13 protein-coding genes are annotated in these 19,642 nt (G+C 75.7%); 5 read left to right on the top strand and 8 right to left on the bottom strand.

Going from position 1 to position 19,642, the window contains the following annotated elements; translation table 11 throughout:
* Positions 1-64: 64 nt before the first annotated feature.
* On the top strand, positions 65-3,352 hold the full coding sequence (locus IR170_RS18825; protein WP_319805172.1) for an AAA family ATPase: 3,288 nt from the start codon (positions 65-67) through the stop codon (positions 3,350-3,352).
* A gap of 32 nt (positions 3,353-3,384) precedes the next feature.
* Here the strand turns inward: IR170_RS18825 and IR170_RS18820 are convergent, their stop codons facing one another.
* Together IR170_RS18820 and IR170_RS18815 are read right to left on the bottom strand one after the other, a co-directional pair.
* Complete coding sequence (locus IR170_RS18820) at positions 3,385-3,807, bottom strand: cyclic nucleotide-binding domain-containing protein (protein WP_193666422.1); 423 nt, start codon at positions 3,805-3,807, stop codon at positions 3,385-3,387.
* 156 nt (positions 3,808-3,963) lie between these two features.
* The gene (locus IR170_RS18815) at positions 3,964-4,881 is read right to left on the bottom strand and encodes a 1,4-dihydroxy-2-naphthoyl-CoA synthase (protein ID WP_056863109.1); all 918 of its coding nucleotides are present in this window, start codon (positions 4,879-4,881) and stop codon (positions 3,964-3,966) included.
* 78 nt (positions 4,882-4,959) lie between these two features.
* On the opposite strand from IR170_RS18815, the gene IR170_RS18810 reads away from it, so the two are divergent.
* Complete coding sequence (locus tag IR170_RS18810; protein WP_056863108.1) at positions 4,960-5,406, top strand: nitroreductase family deazaflavin-dependent oxidoreductase; 447 nt, start codon at positions 4,960-4,962, stop codon at positions 5,404-5,406.
* 50 nt (positions 5,407-5,456) lie between these two features.
* Here the strand turns inward: IR170_RS18810 and IR170_RS18805 are convergent, their stop codons facing one another.
* From IR170_RS18805 to IR170_RS18780, 6 genes are all read right to left on the bottom strand, one after another.
* Complete coding sequence (locus tag IR170_RS18805) at positions 5,457-6,065, bottom strand: ACT domain-containing protein (protein ID WP_056863107.1); 609 nt, start codon at positions 6,063-6,065, stop codon at positions 5,457-5,459.
* A gap of 50 nt (positions 6,066-6,115) precedes the next feature.
* The gene (recD, locus tag IR170_RS18800) at positions 6,116-8,050 is read right to left on the bottom strand and encodes an exodeoxyribonuclease V subunit alpha (RefSeq protein WP_319805171.1); all 1,935 of its coding nucleotides are present in this window, start codon (positions 8,048-8,050) and stop codon (positions 6,116-6,118) included.
* Positions 8,047-11,559, bottom strand: a complete 3,513-nt coding sequence (locus IR170_RS18795; protein WP_319805170.1) for a UvrD-helicase domain-containing protein — start codon at positions 11,557-11,559, stop codon at positions 8,047-8,049. The genes recD and IR170_RS18795 overlap by 4 nt, the downstream gene beginning before the upstream one ends.
* Complete coding sequence (gene recC, locus IR170_RS18790; protein WP_193666421.1) at positions 11,553-14,975, bottom strand: exodeoxyribonuclease V subunit gamma; 3,423 nt, start codon at positions 14,973-14,975, stop codon at positions 11,553-11,555. The genes IR170_RS18795 and recC overlap by 7 nt, the downstream gene beginning before the upstream one ends.
* 97 nt (positions 14,976-15,072) lie before the next feature.
* Positions 15,073-15,564 (bottom strand): PGPGW domain-containing protein, encoded by a 492-nt coding sequence (locus tag IR170_RS18785; RefSeq protein WP_056863105.1) that lies wholly within the window; start codon positions 15,562-15,564, stop codon positions 15,073-15,075.
* 120 nt (positions 15,565-15,684) lie between these two features.
* Positions 15,685-16,224 (bottom strand): PGPGW domain-containing protein, encoded by a 540-nt coding sequence (locus IR170_RS18780; protein WP_193666420.1) that lies wholly within the window; start codon positions 16,222-16,224, stop codon positions 15,685-15,687.
* 185 nt (positions 16,225-16,409) lie between these two features.
* Here IR170_RS18780 and IR170_RS18775 point away from each other — a divergent pair, with 185 nt between their 5' ends.
* From IR170_RS18775 to IR170_RS18765, 3 genes are all read left to right on the top strand, one after another.
* A complete protein-coding gene (locus IR170_RS18775) occupies positions 16,410-17,312 on the top strand; it encodes a sulfite exporter TauE/SafE family protein (RefSeq protein ID WP_193666419.1) in 903 nt (300 codons plus the stop codon).
* 238 nt (positions 17,313-17,550) lie between these two features.
* The gene (locus IR170_RS18770; RefSeq protein WP_193666418.1) at positions 17,551-18,444 is read left to right on the top strand and encodes a hypothetical protein; all 894 of its coding nucleotides are present in this window, start codon (positions 17,551-17,553) and stop codon (positions 18,442-18,444) included.
* 218 nt (positions 18,445-18,662) lie between these two features.
* Complete coding sequence (locus IR170_RS18765) at positions 18,663-19,619, top strand: hypothetical protein (protein WP_193666417.1); 957 nt, start codon at positions 18,663-18,665, stop codon at positions 19,617-19,619.
* Positions 19,620-19,642: the final 23 nt, after the last annotated feature.

Raw genomic sequence — 19,642 nt, 5'->3', positions numbered from 1 at the left:
TGCGCCCCAGCCACCCGCCGTTCCCGGTGGGAGCCCGTCGGTCTCGGAGCGACGCACCACGACCGTGCTATTCGCAGACCTGGCGTCGTTCACCGCTCTCTCGGAGAGCCGCGACCCGGAGGAGGTCCGCGAGCTGCTGAGCGACTACTTCGCCACGGCGCGGACCGTGGTCCACCGTTACGGCGGCACGGTGGAGAAGTTCATCGGTGACGCGGTGATGGCGGTCTGGGGAGTGCCGTCCTCCCACGAGGACGACGCCGAGCGAGCGGTGCGAGCAGGGCTCGATCTGGTCTCCGAGGTGGCAGCGATGGGTGGACGTCTCGACGCGCCCGGCCTCGCCCTCCGCGTCGGCATCACCACCGGGTCGGTCGCGGTGACCCTGGGTGCCGTGCAGCAGGGCATGGTGGCCGGGGACGCGGTCAACACCGCGGCTCGCGTCCAGGGCGCAGCCGCGCCGGGGACCGTGTGGGTCGACCAGGAGACACGGGGCCTGACCGCTGCGGCGGTCGCCTTTACCGATGTCGGCGAGCACCTGATGAAGGGCAAGTCCGATCCTGTACGGCTCTTCCGCGCGGACGCCATCGTGGCGGCTGTCGGCGGCGCCCAACGGGTCGATGGGCTCGAGGCGCCGCTGACCGGCCGTGACGCCGAACTGCGGCGTCTGAAGGAGCTGTTCCACGCGACACAGGTCGACAGCAGCAGCCGCATCGTCTTCGTCACGGGCATGGCCGGCATCGGCAAGAGTCGCCTGGGCTGGGAGTGGGAGAAGTACGTCGACGGTCTGACGGACGGCGTCTGGTGGCATCGGGGCCGCTGTCTCTCCTACGGCGACGGCGTGGCGTTCTGGGCCTTCGCCGAGATGGTCCGCTCGCGGCTGGGCGTCCTCGAGAGCGACGACGCGGCGACGGTGGGCACCAAGGTGGCGACGGGCCTGGCCCGTTGGGCCGCCGACCCCGCCGAGAGCGCGTGGCTGCAGCCGCGGGTGGAGGCGTTGCTCGGCACCGGCGACGGCTCGGGGTTCGACCGCACCGATCTTTTCGCGGCCTGGACGACCTTCCTGGATCTCGTAGGTTCCAACGGCGACCCCGTCACCTTGGTCCTCGAGGACCTGCAGCACGCCGATTCCGGCCTGCTTGACCTCGTTGAGCACCTCCTCTCCGCCTGCCAGTGCACGCTGTTCGTCGTTGCGCTCACGCGTCCCGAGCTCCTCGCAGAGCACCCGTCGCTGGCCTCAGGTCGGCGTGCGAGCGTCGTCGCGCTCGAGCCCATCGACGACCAAACAATGGCCGCGCTGGTCGACGCACTCGTCCTCGACCTCCCGGAGCGGGCGAGGGCGGCCGTCGTCGCGCGTGCCGAGGGGGTCCCCCTCTACGCGGTCGAGACCGTGCGCGCGCTGGTCGACCGTGACGCCGTGGTCGAGCGGGACGGGCGCCACGTGTTCGTGGACCATGGCGGCGGCGTCGACCTCGAGCAGTTGACCGCTCCTACGAGCCTGCAGACCCTCATCGCCGCGCGCCTGGACACCCTCACCCCGCTGGAGCGGCGGACCGCCCAGGACGCCAGTCTCCTAGGGATGTCCTTCACCCACGAGGGTCTCCTGGTGCTGGCCGACGTCAGCGGGTGGAGCGTCGACCAGTCCCTGACAGGGCTGATGCGCAAGGGGATCATCGAGGCACAGGTCGATCCGCGCTCGCCGGAGCTGGGCCAGTACCGATTTCTCCAGACTCTTGTGCGCGAGGTCGCGTACGGCACCCTGAGCCGTCGTGACCGCAAGGCTCGACACCTCGCCGCCGCCGGGCACCTCGAGACGTTGCAGGACGACGTCGCAGCCTCGCTGGCGGGGGTGACCGCGCAACACCTGCTCGACGCACTGGGCGCCAGCGCGGCCCACGACCCTGACCGCGAGCGGATCGCCGAACGGGCCAGGCTCCACCTGATCGCCTCAGCCGAGCGGGCCGAGGCGCTCGGATCGCCCAAGGAGGCGCTGCGCTCGACCGCAGCGGCTCTGGACCTGACGACCGACGTCGCCGGGACCGCCGCCTTGCAGGAACGCGCCGCCCGGGTCGCGCACTTGGCGGGGGAGACGAGACAGGCCGACGCACTCGCCGTTGCCGCCCGGGCCGCCTACGAGGTGCTGGGAGACCACACCGGTGCGGCCCGCGTCGTCGCGGTGCAGACACGCATCATGGTCGCTCTCGGCCGCCCCGAGGAGTCGGTGGCGCTGGGGCGTGCAGGCGTCGCGCTCCTCGGCCCCGAGGACGACAGCGGGCTCCGGCTCGACCTGCTGGCAGCGCAGCTCAGCACCCGGGAGCTGGACGGTCTCGAGGGAAAGCTGTTCCTCGCCGTCGAGACGCTGCGTCTGGCCGAGGAGCACGGCGAGCCGGGCCGGCTCATCCGGGCCCTCAACCGGGTGGCGGTCCTCCTGGGGGACGTCGGGGCACCGACGGCGTACCACGCAGTGACAGAGGCGTGCGTGGCATTGGCCCGCGAGCACCGGCAGCTGCCTCAGCTCGGGCGGTCACTGTCCAACCTGTCCTCCGAGACCTACCTCCGCAACCTCCCCCGCGCACTGGAGCAGGTGGACGAGGCCGTCACCACGTGCCGGCGGACCGGCGACAGCTACCTCACTGAGGTCGCCCTCCTCAACGGCTCGTTCGCGTGGTGGCTGGCCGGTGACTGGGACCGGCTGCTGACCGAGCTCGCGGAGTGGTTCGACGGCCGCGAGGTCACCAGCGCCGAGGGCGCATTGCGCCTCAAGCAGGTCGAGATCCTCCTCGCGCGTGGCGCCGACACACCGCCGATCACCTTCATCGACTCCGAGGATCCCTGGGAACAGGCGGGTGCCGCCGTGACCGCGGCCCTGCTCGCGGCCTCCCGTGGGGAGCTGCAGGTCGCCGCTGCGCGGGCGCACAGCGGGGTGGTGGCGGCCTTCGGTGACGGAAGCATGGTCGAGGACGTCGAGATGCTGTGGGCTCCGGCGGTCGAGCTCCAGATCCGGGCCGGCGCACGCGAGGGCGCACGCGAGCTCCTCGCCATCCCCCAGCGGATCGCGGCCTCGCGGTGGCGTCCGATCACCCGCGCAGAGGTCGCGCGGCTGCGTGGCATGGCCACAGCCGCAGACGGAGGAGACCCCGAGCAGCATTTCCGGGACGCCGAGCGCGCGCACGCGTCCTACGGCGCGCCGTTCCTCCTGGCCCGGACCCGCCACGAGCTGGCGCGATGGCTGGTAGGGCAGGGGCGCGCCCCCGAGGCCGCGGTGCTGGTCGACGGGGCGCGCCAGACCTACGCCCACCTGGGAGCAGCCGGGGTGCTCAGCGACTTGGACGAACTGGCTCGCGACAGCGACCTCTAGATGTACCCGGGCTCAGCGCGAGCCGGCCCGGGTCAGTTCCGAGCCTCCGCCTCCCGGAGCCGGTGGCACAGGAGGACCAGCAGCGCTCGGGCGACACCGGGCTCGCTGTCGAGCACCGCCTGGAAGGCCACGTAGGGCACGGCGAGTGTGCGGAGCGGACCGTCGGCGACCACGGTCGCCGAGCGGGGCCGGCCGTCGAGGAGGCTGATCTCCCCGAAGTAGTCACCCGGGCCCAGGGTGCGCCGCTTGTCAGTCCCTACCGACACCGTGGCGTACCCCTCGAGCACGACGTGGAGGGCGAGCGCCCCTGCGCCCTCGCGAGCGACCTCGTGCCCGTCGTGGTGCTGCACGTCGCGGGCCGCGTCGATGAGGCGCGAGCGCTGCTTCTTCGTCAGCCCGGTGAAGAGAGGGACTGCGGAGAGGTGGTTGTGGAGATCCTGGTTGGACAGGGCCATGGTGACTCCGAGTGGCTGAGGTGCGGACCGGTCGGCGCGTTTCCCGCACCTCGCGACGGATGAGTTCAATCTAGCGTGGCCGCCGCCCTGCGGCGCCCTGTTGCGACGATCGCTCCGTGCGACTGTGCCGGCCGAGGTCCCCGGACGGGCGGCGCCTCAGTAGTACCAGGGGAAGGGCGACCAGTCGGGCTCGCGCTTCTCGAGGAACTGGTCGCGGCCCTCCTGGGCCTCGTCGGTCATGTAGGCCAGGCGGGTGGTCTCCCCCGCGAAGAGCTGCTGGCCCACGAGGCCGTCGTCGATGGCGTTGAAGGAGTACTTCAGCATCCGCTGGGCGGTGGGCGACTTGCCGTTGACCAGGCGGCCCCACTCCAGGGCGGTGGCCTCGAGCTCGGCGTGGGGCACGGCGCGGTTGACGGTGCCCATGCGCACGCCGTCCTCGGCGGAGTACTCCTGGCCGAGGAAGAAGATCTCGCGGGCGACCTTCTGACCGACCTGGCGGGCGAGGTAGGCCGAGCCGAAGCCGCCGTCGAAGGAGCCGACGTCGGCGTCGGTCTGCTTGAAGCGGGCCTGCTCGAGGCTGGCCAGGGTCAGGTCGCACACGACGTGGAGGCTGTGGCCGCCGCCGGCGGTCCAGCCCGGCACGACGCAGATGACGACCTTGGGCATGAAGCGGATCAGCCGCTGCACCTCGAGGATGTGCAGGCGCCCGAGGCGGGCCTTGTCGACGGTCTCGACGGTCTCGCCCTCGGCGTACTGGTAGCCCGCGCGGCCGCGGATGCGCTGGTCGCCGCCGGTGCAGAAGGCCCACTTGCCGTGCCGCTCGGCCGGGCCGTTGCCGGTGAGCAGGACGCAGCCGACGTCGCTGGTGGTGCGGGCGTGCTCGAGCACCCGCAGCAGCTCGTCGACGGTGTGGGGGCGGAAGGCGTTGAGCACGTCGGGGCGGTCGAAGGCCACCCGCACCGTGCCGTGCGCCCGCGCGCGGTGGTAGGTCAGGTCGGTCAGGTCCTCGAAGCCGGGCACGACGTCCCAGGCCTCGGCGTCGAAGATCTCCGACACCCCGTCGATGGCGCTCATGCGGGCAGGCTATCGCCGTGGGCCGCTGCGACCCGCCGGGGTCTGGAATACCGCCGCGCCGCGTGGTCTCCTGGCCCCATGGCACTGAGTGGAGAGTACGAGCCGAGCCCCGAGAAGTGGGTCCGCGAGCAGGTCGAGCGCTACGAGGCCACCGGCGGCGCCGAGGCCAACACGCTGCCCGACCGCCCCGACTGGCCGATCGTGGTGATCACCTCGCGGGGCGCGAAGTCCGGCAAGCTGCGCAAGAACCCCGTGATGCGCGTCGAGCACGACGGCGTCTACGCCGCGGTCGCCTCCAAGGGCGGCGCCCCCGAGCACCCGACGTGGTACCACAACTTCCTGGCCCACCCCGAGGTCGAGCTCCAGGACGGCCCCGAGCCCCACACCTACCGGGCGCGCGTGGCCGAGGGCGAGGAGCGCGCCGTGTGGTGGGAGCGGGCGGTGGCGGTCTACTCGCCGTACGCCGAGTACCAGGAGAAGACCGACCGCGAGATCCCGGTCTTCCTGCTCGAGCGCACCGACTGAGGCCCGGCCCGCTCGGGCCGGGTCAGGCCCACCAGGTCAGGGTCACCGGGTCAGGGCCGGGCGATGGTCATGGCCAGGCCGGCCAGGTGGCCGATCCGGGCGACCTCGGAGTCGAGGAACTCCGGGCCGCCGCGGCGCCCGACGACGACGATCTCGTTGCCCGAGAGCCGGGCGCCGACGTGGATGGTCGTCTCCTCGCCCTCGACCTCGAGGCGCGCCGCGCGCTCGACCTCGACGAAGGGGAGCACGGCGGGGGCCGCCGCGGTGGCGTAGGTGACGCCCTGCGAGCGGTGCACCCGCGCGGCCCAGTCGGAGCGGAAGACCACCGGCAGCAGGTCGACCAGCCGGTCGGGGGCCTCGCTCGGGTTGGTGGTGAGGTCCTCGACGGCCTCGAGGTCGAGGAAGAGGTTGCCACCGGCGCCGTAGCGACTGATCCACACCACCCGGACCCCGGCGAGCGCGTTGCAGGCCGAGACGATGGTGTCGGGCATGGCGGTGGGCGGCAGCTCGAGCAGCACGTCGTCGAGGGCCGTGCCGTCGTGGCGCTTCTCGACGATCTCGATCGCCTCGATGTCGCCCCCGGCCTCACCGATGGCGCCCGCGAGGCGTCCCAGCGATCCGGGGACGTCGGGCAGCTCGACACGCAGCAGGAAGGACACGCCGCGACCCTAGTGCGTCGGTGTTGCCGGCGGATTTCCCGCTGTCCGCACTACGGGCCCCCCGCAGCGGGGGTGTGGGCGCCGGCCAGCCGCTGGCGCAGGCCCGTGGCGCGCCGTGCGCGGCGCTCGACGGCGGCCCGCACGGCCGACTCCGTGCCGACCACGCGCACGCGCCGACGGGCCCGGGTGACCGCGGTGTAGAACAGCTCGCGGCTCAGCAGCGGGGAGTCCTCCGGCGGCAGCAGCACGGTCACCTCGTCGGCCTGGCTGCCCTGGCTCTTGTGGATCGTCATCGCGTGCATGGTGTCGACGTCACCCAGGCGCGAGGGGCTGAGCTCGAGGTGGTCGCCCACCCCGGCGACGACCGCGCGCAGGGCGGGCCCGCCCCGGCCGCGACGGTCGGCCCGCCCCGCGGTCCGGGGCTGCGACGTGGGCCCGTCGGGGTCCTCGGGCCCGGCGACCACCACACCGGTGTCGCCGTTGAAGAGGTGCAGGCCGTAGTCGTTGGCGGTCACCAGCAGGGGGCGTCCGACGTACCACTCCTGGCCCCAGCCGGGGCCGACCGGCGTCTCGGTGGCCTCCGCGACCCAGCGCTCGACCTGACGGTTCCAGTGCTGCACGCCGTAGGGGCCCTGGCGGTGGGCGCAGAGGAGCCGGTGGCGCTCGAGCACGGCCAGCGCGGTCTCGACGTCGCCCGCCGCTGCGGCCTCGCGCAGGTCGAGGGCGTGGCGCAGCAGCACCTCACGCAGCAGCGCCGTCCCCGGCCCCGGTGGCTGCGCCGCCGCGGCTCCGGGCGGCGCGCCGGCGGCGGTGGGCCCGGGGTCGATCCACTCGACCTCCTCGCCGCCCTCGGCGAGCAGCGCCAGGACGCGGTCGGCGTCGCCGACGCGCACGGCCTCGGCGAGGCGCCCGATGCCGGCGCCGAAGCGGTGGGAGGTGCGCAGCGCGACCACGGCGCCGGGGTCGCGCTCGGCGAGCCCACCCACGAGGTCGGCGAGCACGGCCCCGGCCTCGACCGACGCCAGCTGGTCGGGGTCGCCCACCAGCACGAGCCGGGCCTCGGGCCGCACGGCCTCGACCAGGCGGGCCATGAGGGTCAGCGACACCATCGAGGTCTCGTCGACGACGATGACGTCGTGCGGCAGCCGGTTGCCGCGGTGGTGGCGGAAGCGCGTGCGCGAGCCCGGGCGCCAGCCCAGCAGGCGGTGCAGGGTCGAGGCGGTGAGCGCGAGCGGCGCGAGGCGCGCCCGGTCCTCCTCGTCGAGGGTGAGCGAGGCCTCGGCCACCGCCTGCTGGAGCCGGGCGGCGGCCTTGCCGGTGGGCGCGGTGAGCGCCACCCGCGGGAGGGAGCCGGTGGCCTCGGCCTGCTCGGCGAGCATGGCGAGCAGGCCCGCGACCGCGGTGGTCTTGCCGGTGCCGGGTCCGCCGGTGAGCACGGTGGTCCAGCGGCCGGCGGCGGTGCGCGCGGCGGCGCGCTGCTCGTCGAAGCCGTCGTGGGGGAAGACCCGCACCTCCGCGGCGCGCAGGGTGCGCTCGTCGACCGTCGGCGCCGCGCGCCCGGCGCGGGCCAGCAGGTCGTCGCGCACCTGCCCCTCCTCGCGCCAGTAGCGGTCGAGGTAGAGCAGGCTGCCCTCGACGCGCACCACCCCGGCGGCGGCCAGCGGCCCGGCCGCGACCCGCTGGGCCCACCCGGTCGCCTCGGGCCACGGCAGGTCGGCGACCTCCGGCGCGGCGGCGAGATCGGCGGGGTCGAGCAGGTCGGCGAGGTCGACGCAGACCGATCCGTGGCGCACGGCGCGCACGGCCAGGGCCAGCGCGAGGCGCACCTCCTCGTCGGCCTCCCCGGCCAGTGCGCAGGCGCGCTCGGCGACGTGGACGTCGGCGGCGGTCAGCACCCCCGCGAGGTTGAAGTCGCGCAGCAGCCCCGTGGCGCCCCGCGCCAGGCGCGGGTCGTGGGGGTCCTCGACGTCGAAGAGCTCGATCACGGCGCACCCGCCAGCAGGTCGGAGGCGGCCACCACGAGGGAGGCGGGCGGTCGCCAGCTGAAGACGCCGGCGGGGTGGCCGTCGACGACGGGGGTCTCGGGTCCGCACATGCCGCGGACGTAGAGGTAGGCCACGCCGCCCAGGTGCACCGCCGGGTCGTAGCCGGGCACGCGCCAGCGCAGGAACCGGTGGGTGACCACGGAGTAGAGCAGCGCCTGGAGCGGGTAGTGCGAGTGCAGCATCGCCTCGCGCAGCCGGTCGGGGGCGTAGTCGGCCGCGGTGAGCGGGCGCCCGGGCTCGCCGAGCAGGTTGGTCTTGTAGTCGACCACGACGAAGCGTGTCGCCCCGTCGACCTCCGCGCGCAGCACCACGTCGATGGATCCCGAGAGGTAGCCCCGCAGCACCTGCCCGCCCAGCAGCGGCTGCTCCAGCCGCGCGGCGTACGGCGCGAGCGCGTCGTCGGCCGGGAGGTGCTGGCGCAGCAGCCGCCCGAGGCCGCGCAGGTGCACCTCGGCGGGCCGCCCGCGCACGTCGCCACCGTCGAGCGGGATCTCGAAGTCGAGCTCGCGCAGCCGGTCTCCCAGACCGATGTCGCCCAGGGTCAGCCCCGGGAGCAGCGGGCCGAGCGGCGTGCGGTGCAGCGGCACGAGGGCCTGGGCGAGGTCGTCGGCGGGCACGTCGACGGGCCACCAGCGCAGCTGCTCGACGGTGTGCCCGCGCAGCTCGGCCAGCAGGTCGGGCGCGTCGGGATCGGCGTGCTCGAGCACCGCGTGGACCAGGCTGCCGAAGCCGGCTCCGGCGGGCAGGTCGGCCATCGGCGAGACCGCGGCCGGCTCGGCGTCGGCGACCGGGGCGACCGGGTCGACCGGACCGGGGGCCTCGGCGGACGTCGCGGCGGCGGCGAGGGCGTCGCCGGCGAGCGTCGCCTCGTCCTGCAGACCGGGCTCCTCGGGCTCGCTGACCACGCCCGGCGTGGCCGGGCCGGCCGGGCCCGCCTGCTCCTCCTCGACGCGGATGAGACCGGAGTAGGAGGTGCGGCGCCACTCGGCGTCGACGGCGCGCCCGAAGCGCCGCAGGATGAGCGGCTCGTCGTCGGTGGCCCGGGCCGTGACGGCGGCCTCGGCGACCACCGACTCCTCGCGGGTGGGTCCGCCGAGCTCCTCGAGCAGGCCGAGGACGCGGGTGACGTAGTCGTCGTCGCGCACGGGCTGCTGGTCGGGCACCACCGCCACCCCCGGCTGGCGGCCGAGCAGGAGACGGTGCAGGCCGCCGTCGGCGGTGTTCTTGGTCGGCGCCCACCAGGCCACCACCTGGCCCTGGGCGCGGGTGAGGGCGACGTAGAGGTCGCGCAGCTCCTCCCCGGCGTCCTCGCGCTGGTGGGCGGCGGCGCTCGCGGCCCAGTGCGGCCCGGAGCCGGTGACGTCGAGGGCGCGGTCGTGACCGGCGTGGAAGCGGGCGACCTCGACGGGGCGGACGAAGGTCTGGAAGAGGAAGGGGAGGTAGCACACGGGGTACTGCAGCCCCTTGCTGCCGTGGACCGTGACGACCTGCACCGCCGCGAGGTCGCTGTCGAGGCGGCGCGGGCGCTCGGTGCCGGCGGTGCGGCGCCGCTCGTCGCGGAACCACTGCAGCAGCGCGGTGAGCCCGAGCTGCTCACGCACGACGACCTCGTGCATCACTTGGGCGAGGTGGCGCAGGTCGGTGAGCAGCCGCTCGCCGTCGGCCCCGGCGAGCACGCGGGCGCTCAGGCCGCGCTCCTCGGCGGCCTCCACGAGGGCCGCCACCCCTCGGCCGCGCAGCAGCAGCGCCCACCCGCGCAGGGTGTCGGAGACGGCGTCGGTGAGGGAGTCGGCCCGGGAGTCGGCCCGGGGGTCGCCGTCGGCGTCGAGGTCGGCCACGTCGTGGCCGAGGAAGCAGGTGAGCGCGGCGGCCCGCACCCGGCCCGAGCGGTGCGGCTGCTCGAGGCCCTCCAGCAGCGCCAGCCAGTCGTCGGCGGCGGGCGTGGCGAAGACGTGGCCGCCACCGGCGACCACGGAGGCCACCCCGCGCTCGGCCAGCGCGCGCTGCACGAGCAGCCCGTGGTCGCGGGTGGCCACGAGCACGGCCACGTCGGCGGCGCGCAGGGGGCGGCCCTCCCAGGAGGCGTCGGAGGCCAGCAGCGCGGCGATGTCGCCCGCGCAGTCGCGGGCGACGTGCTCGCGGGCGTCGGCGGCACGGATGTCGCCGGAGCGCAGCAGCCGGAAGCCCGGCCGCAGTACCTGGCGCAGCCGGAAGGGCGAGGGGTGGGGCGCGCCGGCGAGGCGGGGCGGGGCACCGTCGGCACCGTGGTGGGCCGCGACGTCGCGCACCACGATCTCGGGGTGGCCCAGCGCGGCGCCGCGCAGCACGGTCTGCAGCCGGCGCACGAGCCCGTCGTCGCTGCGCCAGTTGGTGGCGAGGGTCGCGCGGTGGGTGGCGGTGGAGGCGGCCGCGAGGTAGGCGACGACGTCGCCGCCCCGGAAGGCGTAGATGGCCTGCTTGGGGTCGCCGATGAGCACCATGGTGGCGGCGCCGGAGAAGGCGCGGTCGAGCACCTGCCACTGCACGGGGTCGGTGTCCTGGAACTCGTCGACGAGCACGATCCGCCAGCGCGCCCGCATCCGCTCGCGCGCCGGGGCGTCGTCGGCCTCGAGGGCGCCGGCGAGCCGGCTGAGCAGGTCGTCGTAGCCGAGCACCCCCAGGCGGCGCTTGCGCCGGTCGACCTCGGCGCGCACGGCGGCGGCGAAGGCGAGCCGGGCGCCGCCTGGCGTGCCCGGGTCGGGGGCGGGCTCGGAGCCGGGGCCGCCGTCGGGCACGAGCCGGGCCTGCGGGTCGCCGACCGCGGCCCGGGCCAGCTCGAGCGCGGTGGCCCGGTCGAAGGGCGGCGCGTCGGGGAGGTGGCCGAAGCGGGCGAGGTAGAGGTCGTCGACGACCTCCACCACGAGGTCGTCGAGCGACTCCACCAGCGTGGCGCCGGTGTCGGTGTCGCCGGCGACCCCCAGGGAGCGCAGCACGAGCTGGCAGAACTGGTGGGTGGTGGCGATGGTCGCGCCGTCGAAGCCGGCCAGGGCGTCGCGCAGCCGGTGGCGGCGCTCCGCGCGCTCCGCGTCGTCGACGGGCGCCGACGCCGTGCCGTGCACGAGCAGCGTGAGCAGGGCGTCGTCGGGGGCGACGCCCGCGGGGTCGCCGAGGGCGCGCTCGGCCGCCACCAGCTGCTCGCGCACCCGCTCGCGCAGCTCCTGGCTGGCGGCGCGACCGAAGGTGATGACCAGCATCTCGTCGAGCCGCGCCCGGCCCTCCGCGACGTAGCGGGTCACCAGCGCGCCCACGGTCCACGTCTTGCCGGTGCCGGCGCTGGCCTCGAGCAGGGTGGTGCCGGTCGGCAGCGGGCCGGTCACGTCGAAGGGGGCCATCGCGCCGCTCGTGCCCGCCCCGGGGTCGGCCCCGGCGCGGTCGGTCGCCGCGGCGCCGGCCTCGCCCGGGGTCACCACGCGCCCTGCTCGGAGTCGAGCAACGGGCTCCACAGGCGCAGGGCCAGTGCGCCGAAGCGGGTGGTCTCGCCGTCGTGCTCCTCGCCCTCGCGAGGGGCCTGGTCGAGACCCGGCACCGGAGCCCCCGGACCCCAGACCCGCACGTGGGCGGGGTCGGAGCACTCCCCGGGGAAGCGGTCGTCGTCCCAGTCCCACGACACCTTGTCGAGGGCCTGGTCCTGGGGGGCGCGGGTGCGGCGCTGGGTGGCGTAGCGGAAGGACGACTTCACCGGCAGCGGCAGCGGCTCGCGGCGCCCCTGGTCGAGCAGGGCGACGAGGTCGCGCAGGTGGGTGAGCGCGGTGTGGTCGACCGGGCCGAGCAGCGAGCGGCCGACCGCCTCGCGCGAGCGGCCGTTGGAGGGACGGCCCAGGGTGTGGGCGGTCCAGTTGCGGTCGGGGTCGCTGGCGCTGAGCGCGAGGAGCTGCACCCACGACTGGAGGCGGTGGGTGGCCCCCAGGCGGGAGTAGCTCACCGGCACCAGCCGGTCGCCGAAGACCTCCGCCACGGTGCCGCGCAGGCGGCGGCCGCGGCCGAGGTCGACGTCGACGTCGACGGCCCGGGCCTCGTGACCGCGGCGCTGGGCCAGGCCCTCCGCGGCCAGCGGGGCGGCGCGCTCAACGACCTGGCGCAGCAGCCGCCAGCCGAGCCGCCCGGGAGGCAGCACGCCGCGTCGCCACTCCCGCTCGGTGGCCCGCGCGGGGTCGAGACCGGCCAGCAGGTCGCGCACGACCCGGTCGCCGACCCCCCACTGGGCCAGCTGGTCGATCTCGACCGGCAGCCCGTCGTCGACCGTCTCCTCGTCGAGGGGCAGCGCGACGTCGAGGCGCTGGCGCACGAAGTCGCGCACCGGGTGCTTGAGGAAGGTGGCCAGCTCCTCCAGCGACACGTCGTCGTCGGCGCCACGCGGGGGCAGCACGCCGGGGACGAAGGGCACGGGCGCGCGGCGGGGGCCCGCCGCCGCGCGGGCGCCGGCGAGGGCCGCGGGGTCGAAGGTGAACCCGGCGTCGGGCACGAGAGCGCCGGGGGTGAGGTTGCGGGCGTCGAAGGGCTGCAGCGGGTGGCGCACCCGCACCACGTCGCTGACCCGGCGGGCCGGCGCCCCGGTGGTCGCAGGCACGCTGGCGGTGAGGTCGAGGGCGTCGAGCAGCTCGCCCAGGGGCACGGCGGGCGGGCGGGCCTGGCCGGAGTACTCGTCGGCGCCGGCGTAGGTGACGACCAGGGTCTCGGTGGCCGCGAGGACGGCGTCGAGCAGGAGCTGGCGGTCCTCGCTGCGGGCGTCGCGCTCCCCGGTGACCGGGTCGCGGGCGAGCACGTCGTCGCCGTCGACGGCCCCGGCGCGGGGGAAGACACCGTCGTCGAGCCCGAGCAGGCACACCACCCGGTGGGGCACCGAGCGCATCGGCACCATCGTGCAGACCGTGAGGGTGCCGGTGCGGAAGCTGGCCCGGGTGGGACGCCCGGCGAGGCGGTCCTCCAGCAGCGCCCGCACGTCGGGCAGGCGCAGCTCGGTCGCGGCCAGGCCGGCGGCGTCCTCGCGCACCCGGGCCAGCTCGCGCAGGGCCTGCCCCGACTGCCACGCCTCGTCGCCCGCCACCGCGGTGAGGTCGCCCAGACCGGAGGCGAGCACGTCGAGCCAGTGCTCGAGGGGGTGCACGCCGACGAGGTCGTCGGTCACCCGCTGCAGCCGCGCCACCAGCTCGGCCAGCCGCCCGGCCAGCTCGACCTGCCCGCTGCCGACGTCGTCGAGGGGCAGGGTGCGGTCGAGCCAGGCGCCGGCGTCCTCCGACATCGCGACCCCGGCGAGCAGCCGGTCGAGGCCGAAGCGCCACGTGCCGGAGACGTAGTCGGCGAGCCCGAACTCCTCGCGGTGCTCGGCGTCGAAGGCCCAGCGCACCCCCGACTCGCGCACCCACTCGGTGAGCTGCTGGAGGTCGTCGTCGCTGAAGCCGAAGCGGCGGCGCACGGGCTCGCTGTGGGCGAGGTCGAGCACGTCGCCCGCGCCGGCCCGGCCGCCGGCGAGGTCGAGCAGACGGGTGGCCACGCCGAGCACGGGGTTGGTGCGGGCCAGGGAGCGGTCGGCGAGGCTGACCCGCAGCCGGTGGGCCGGGTGGCCGTCGGCCCCCACGACGTCGCCGAGCCCGAAGCCGGCACCGACCAGCGGCGCGAAGGACTCGATGTCGGGGCACATCACCAGCACGTCGCGTGGCTCGAGGGTGGGGTCGTCGGCGAGCAGGCCGAGCAGCACCTCGCGCAGCACGTCGACCTGGCGGGCCTGCCCGTGGCAGGCGTGCACCTGCACGGAGCGGTCGCCCGGGGCGAGCACGCGCCCGCCCGTCGGGCCGACGGCGTTGGCGCGCAGGTCCTCCTGGAGCCACCCCAGCAGCGTCGGGCGCGACCCGGTCGGGAGCACGGTCGGGAGCACGGGCGCGGAGGGCGCGGGTGGGGTGTCGGTGAGGTCGACCGTGGCGAGCACGCGCTGCAGCTCGCGGGTGTCGCGGCCCAGGGTGGAGAGCAGGGGGTGCTCGACGCGGCGGTGGGAGGTGTCGAGCGCGCGGGGCACCGGGCCGCCCGCGGTCTCCGCGGCCAGGGCGTCCCACAGCGCGGCCGAGGGGTGCGGCAGCCACAGGTGCACGTCGCGGTGCTCCCCCAGCGCCGCGAGCAGGTCGACCTCGGTGAGCGGGAGCCGGGTGTGGCCGAAGAGGGAGAGCCGCGGCGGCAGGTCGGAGGCCGCGGGGTCCTCGCGCAGCCTGGCCACGGTCTGGGCGTGGCGCTGCGGCGGCGGTGAGCCGACCCGGGCCACCAGCCGGCGCCACAGCTCCGGCTGCCAGGCCAGGTCGGGGGCCAGCGGGCGGCCCGCGCCGTCGGTGTCGCGCCCCGCCGACCAGTCGGCGACGAGGGTGGGGCGCTGCACGGCGTAGGACGACAGGAGGCGCGCCAGCCGCCGCGCGACCGCGAAGCGGCGCCCGCGCCGCAGGTCGCCCTCCTCCCCTGGCGGGTCGCCCTGCCCGGGGGCGGTGTGACCCAGGTGCAGCGCGAGCGTCCGCGCCCACGGCTCGTCGAGCGAGGCGTCGAGGGTGGCCAGCAGCGGCCAGACCAGGGTGTCGGGGGCCCAGGGGTCGTCGTCGCGGGTGCCGGTCACCTCGGCCACCAGCGAGGTCGGCGAGCGGAAGTCGACGCCCGCGCAGACCCCGTCGTCGCGGCCCGGGGCGCGACCCAGCCGGTGGGAGACCCGCTGGCTCAGCCAGCGCTCCACGCCGCGGGCCGGGACCACCACGACCTCGGTGGCGAAGGGGTCGGCGAGGGGGGTCGCGAGGAGCTCGGCGAGGCCGTCGGCCAGCACGTCGGCGCGGGGCGCACGGTGCAGGGTCAGGGCCATGCGGCGCACCCTAGCCGCCGGTGCCGACAGGCCGGGCGGACCGGTCGACGCGCGCTCGACGCAGGCTCGATGCGGGCCCGCGCGGTCCGGGGCCGGCTCAGCCGCTCGTGAGCGGCGACGCCTTGTCGGCCTCGTCGATGTCGCCCTCGAGGGCCTCGACGGCCTCGGGCTTGCCGTGGAAGCGGCGGTAGCTCCACACGATGAGGCCGAGGGCGATGAACATCGAGGCGACCTGGGTGATGCCGGTGGCCAGCCCGCCGGGCAGCCACCAGCTGTCGGCGAGGGTCCACCAACTCGGCGGCGGCGGGTCGCTGATCCACAGCACGCCGCAGGCGCCGACGACCAGGGCCACGAGGGTCGAGGCGACGATGCGGGGCCAGGTCTCCACGCTCTCCGCGGCGCCCTTGAGCGCGCGGTACTTCAGCGGCTCGAGGCGGCGCTCGGCCCACTCGTACTGCTGGGAGAGCACCGCGACCCCGGCGAACATCAGGATCAGCCCGGGGCCGGGCAGGACGAGGGCGGCGATGCCGACGACGAGGAGGGTCCAGCCCACGACCTCGAGCGTGACGCGCCTGGCGGCGCCCTTCACGGCCTGACTCCTGCACGATGCATGGCACGAGCATCCCAGAAGAGGCCAACTCCCGCGCCCCTCTCGCCGTAGACCGTCACAGCGACCTCGCCACGAGGGTGCGACGGCGCGACGACGCCCTCACCCGACCGCCCCGCTCCGCCGGCCCGGCGACCGGCCCGGCGACCGGTCCGGCGGCGCGTCCTGCGGCGCCCCCGACGCCCCCGCATCGGTCGCGTCGGGCGCCTCGGGCGCGCCGTGGAAGCGGCGGTGGGCCTGCACGGTGAGCCCCAGGGCCACGACGCCCGACACCAGCTGTCCGACGCCCGCCCAGGCGCCGCCCGGCAGCCAGGTCCACGCCGGCAGCACCCACCAGGCGGGCTGCGGCGGCGCCCAGAGCCACAGCAGCCCGCTGAGCCCGAGGGCGGTGGTGACCGCGACGGTCGTCAGGGTGCGCGGCCAGGTCGCCACCCCGCGCGCGGCCTCCCGCAGCGCGAGGCGCCGCCAGGGCTCGAGGCGCGCCGCGGCCCAGGGGTCGTGGCGGGCCAGGAGCGCCGCGCCCGCTCCGAGCAGCAGCAGGCCGGGACCGGGCAGCGGGAAGAGCACCACGCCGAGGGCGACCAGCAGCCAGCCCGCGCCCGACACGAGGACGCGCCGCACGGGCGCGGGGGTGACGGGCATCCGGCCACGGTGGCCGACGTCGGTGAACGGCGCGGGAGCAGCAGACGGCGGGGTCGCGACGCGCCGAGGGATTTCCCCTATCGGAGCGATGCACTGCATAATGATTAGTAATTCACTACGCTTTACATCTCTCATCGACCACGTCGGGCCTGGGTGCGGGTCCGAACTCACCGATTGGCACACTCATGCGCAAGCTCCTGGTCCTCGGATTCGTGGGCCTCCTGGCCCAGCTCATCGACGGCTCGCTCGGGATGGCGTACGGCGTCACCTCCTCGACGCTCCTGCTCGCCGCGGGCGTCGCCCCGGCCGCCGCCTCCGCCGCCGTCCACTTCTCCGAGATCGGCACCTCGCTGGTCTCCGGCTTCTCCCACCACAAGCTCGGCAACGTCGACTGGCGCACCGTCTCGATCCTGGCCATCCCCGGCTTCGGCGGCGCCTTCGTCGGCGCGACCTTCCTGGCCAGCCTCGACGGCGACACGGCCAAGCCGTGGGTCGCCGGCATCCTGCTCGCCCTGGGCATCTACGTGATCTGGCGCTTCCTGGTGCTCGGCGGGCGCCGCCCCACCTTCAAGTCGCGCCCCTCGGCCAAGATGCTGGCCCCGATGGGCGTGGTCGGCGGCGCGCTCGACGCCATCGGCGGCGGCGGCTGGGGCCCGGTCGGCACCACCACGCTGCTCTCCTCGGGTCGCCTGGAGCCCCGCAAGGTCGTCGGCTCGATCGACACCTCCGAGTTCGTGGTCGCCGTCGGCGGCTCGCTCGGCTTCATCCTGGCCCTCGGCTCGCAGGGCATCATGTGGTCCTACGCCGCGGCGCTGCTGGTCGGCGGCGTCATCGCCGCCCCCATCGCCGCGTGGCTGGTCAAGAAGCTCGCCGCCCGCGTGCTCGGCGTCGCGGCCGGCGGCCTGATCGTGCTCACCAACTCCAAGACCATCGTGGAGTCCTTCGGCGCCTCCGGCACCACCGTGATCGCGGTCGCGGTCGTGGTGGGCGTGCTGTGGATCGCCGGCATCGTGTGGGCCGTGAAGCAGGAGCGCCTCTCGCGCGAGCTCGCCGCCATGACCGACGAGCAGAGCCTCACCCCCGCCTGATCCCCGCCTGACGGACGCGCCGACCCGCCCCTGCGAGGGGCCCGGCCGGCGCCCCACCAGCCCCTCGTCACGGCCCGGTCGCACCCGCGACCGGGCCGTGGTGCGTCACCGGAGTGAGCCGGGCCCGCGCGGTCCAGACCACCCGGTGTGATCTGCGCGACCTCGCCCGCGCCCCGTCACGCGGTCGTAACGTCCGACGGGTCGCCGGCCCCCCGAGCCGGACGGGAGAGGGAGAACCATGATCCGCAGCATCCTGCGCCTGGGCCTGGCCGCCTGCGCGAGCATCCTGCTCGCCGTCGGCCTGCTCAGCGCCGCCACCAGCACCGCGACGGCCGCCCCGGCCGCCGCTCCCGCCGGCCTGACCGCCGCGCGTGCCGCCGACTGCAGCACCCAGCAGGCCCAGGTCGACAAGGCCCGCGCCAAGCTGGCCGAGGCCCGGGCGAAGGACCGTCGCGCGGCCCGCGCCGTCGAGCGCGCCCAGCGCCGGGCCGACCGGGCCGACACCCGCGCCGAGAAGGCCCAGGCCCGCGAGCAGGTCAGGGCGGCCAAGGAGCGCAAGGCCACCACCACGAAGGGCAAGAAGGCCCAGCAGCAGCGTGTGGCCCAGGCCGAGCGGCGCCTCGCCGCCTGCGAGGCCGGCACCGAGCCGGAGCCCGCCAACGCCCTCCAGCCCGCCTGCGACGCCGGTCTGCCCCAGGAGATCTGCGACGCCTTCAGCACGCTGCCCACGCCCGGCGGCACCGGTGGCGAGAGCCCCATCCAGGCGCTGTGCGACCTCGGCCTGCCCCAGCCCATCTGCGACGCCGCCACCAGCCTCCCGTCCGTGCCCGGCGCGCCGGGCGGCAGCGACAGCCCGATCCAGGCCCTCTGCGACGCCGGCCTGCCCCAGCAGATCTGCGACCTCGCCGCGGGAGACATCCCCACCCTGCCGAGCCTGCCCGGCATCCCGACCGACGGCACCGACGTGCCCGCGATCCCCGGCTTCCCGGCCTTTCCCGGACTGGAGGACCTCGACGCGCTGAGCAGCCTGCTGCTCGCCCTGCTGCCGGCCGACTTCCCGGGCCTGGAGGCCGTCTGCGACCTCCCGGTCGTCGGCGCCGCCCTGCAGCCGGTGTGCGACCTGCTGCCCTGATCCACCCCGCTCGACGCACGACGACGCCGCCACACCGCCACCGGGTGGCGGCGTCGTCGTACGCCGGGGTCTGAGCGACCCGCGCTGGTCCAGACCGGTGCGGCGACTCGCCCGAAAGCAAAGAAATACCGGCCTCCGGGCCGCTAGACCGTCTTCAGACACCACGGACATTCTCGGGACACCACGGGCCGGCTCACGCCGGCGAGGAGGGAAACCCCATGATCCGCACCAGCACGAAGGCGGTGGTCACGGCGCTGCTCGGCATCGCCATGGTCGTCGGCTTCGCCACCGTCTCGACCGCCGGCTGGGCCGGGAGCCCAGGCCGCACCTCCGCCGCCGCGGCGTCGTGCACGGCCGAGCAGCAGAACGTCGCGAGCGCGCAGGAGCGCCTTGCCCAGGCCAAGCGGGCGGTGGCCCAGGCGAGCAAGCGCGTGAAGGCGGCCCAGAAGAAGGTGCGCGCCGCCGAGACGCGGCAGCAGCGCACCACCGCCAAGCGGCAGCTGGCCCAGGCCAAGCGCACCCGCAGCGCCGCGCTGGACACCAAGATGGACCGCGCGGCCGAGCTCTCGCGGCGCCAGCGCGAGCTCGAGGCCTGCCAGGCCTCGCCGACGGCGAGCCCGACCAGCAGCCCCACCTCCTCGACCAGCCCGACCTCCTCCGCCAGCCCGACCTCCTCGACCAGCCCGTCGGGCAGCACCACGCCGACCGCGACCCCGACGCCGACCCCGACCAGCACCGGCCCCGTGCAGCCGGTCTGCGACGCCGGGATCCCGCAGGCCGTCTGCGACGCCCTGGCCACCCTGCCGCTGCCCGGCGGCACCGGGGGCCCGAGCCCGATCCAGGCCCTGTGCGACCTGGGCCTGCCGCAGGCCATCTGCGACGCCGCCAGCGCGCCGAACCTGCCCGACGGCTCCGCGGCCATCCAGCCGCTGTGCGACGCCGGCCTGCCCCAGGCCATCTGCGACCTCGCCGCCGGTGACGTGCCGAGCCTGCCGGGCCTGCCGGGCGTCCCCGGCGTCCCGGGCCTGCCGATCGATCCCTTCGGTGGCTTCGAGGGCCTGCCGAGCCTGCCCCCGGGCGGGCTGGGCGGCCTCGACTCCGCGTGCACGCTGCTGGAGACCGTGCCGATCCTGGGCGACGCCCTCCTCGGACCGGTCTGCGACCTGCTCCCGTGAGCGACTGACCGACCCGCACCACC

Origin of the sequence: Nocardioides kribbensis (genome assembly GCF_015070375.1) — a bacterium.
GTDB classification, from domain to species: Bacteria; Actinomycetota; Actinomycetes; order Propionibacteriales; family Nocardioidaceae; genus Nocardioides; species Nocardioides kribbensis.
Note: the sequence above shows the minus strand (reverse complement) of the source record. Positions and strands in the feature narration are given on the sequence as shown.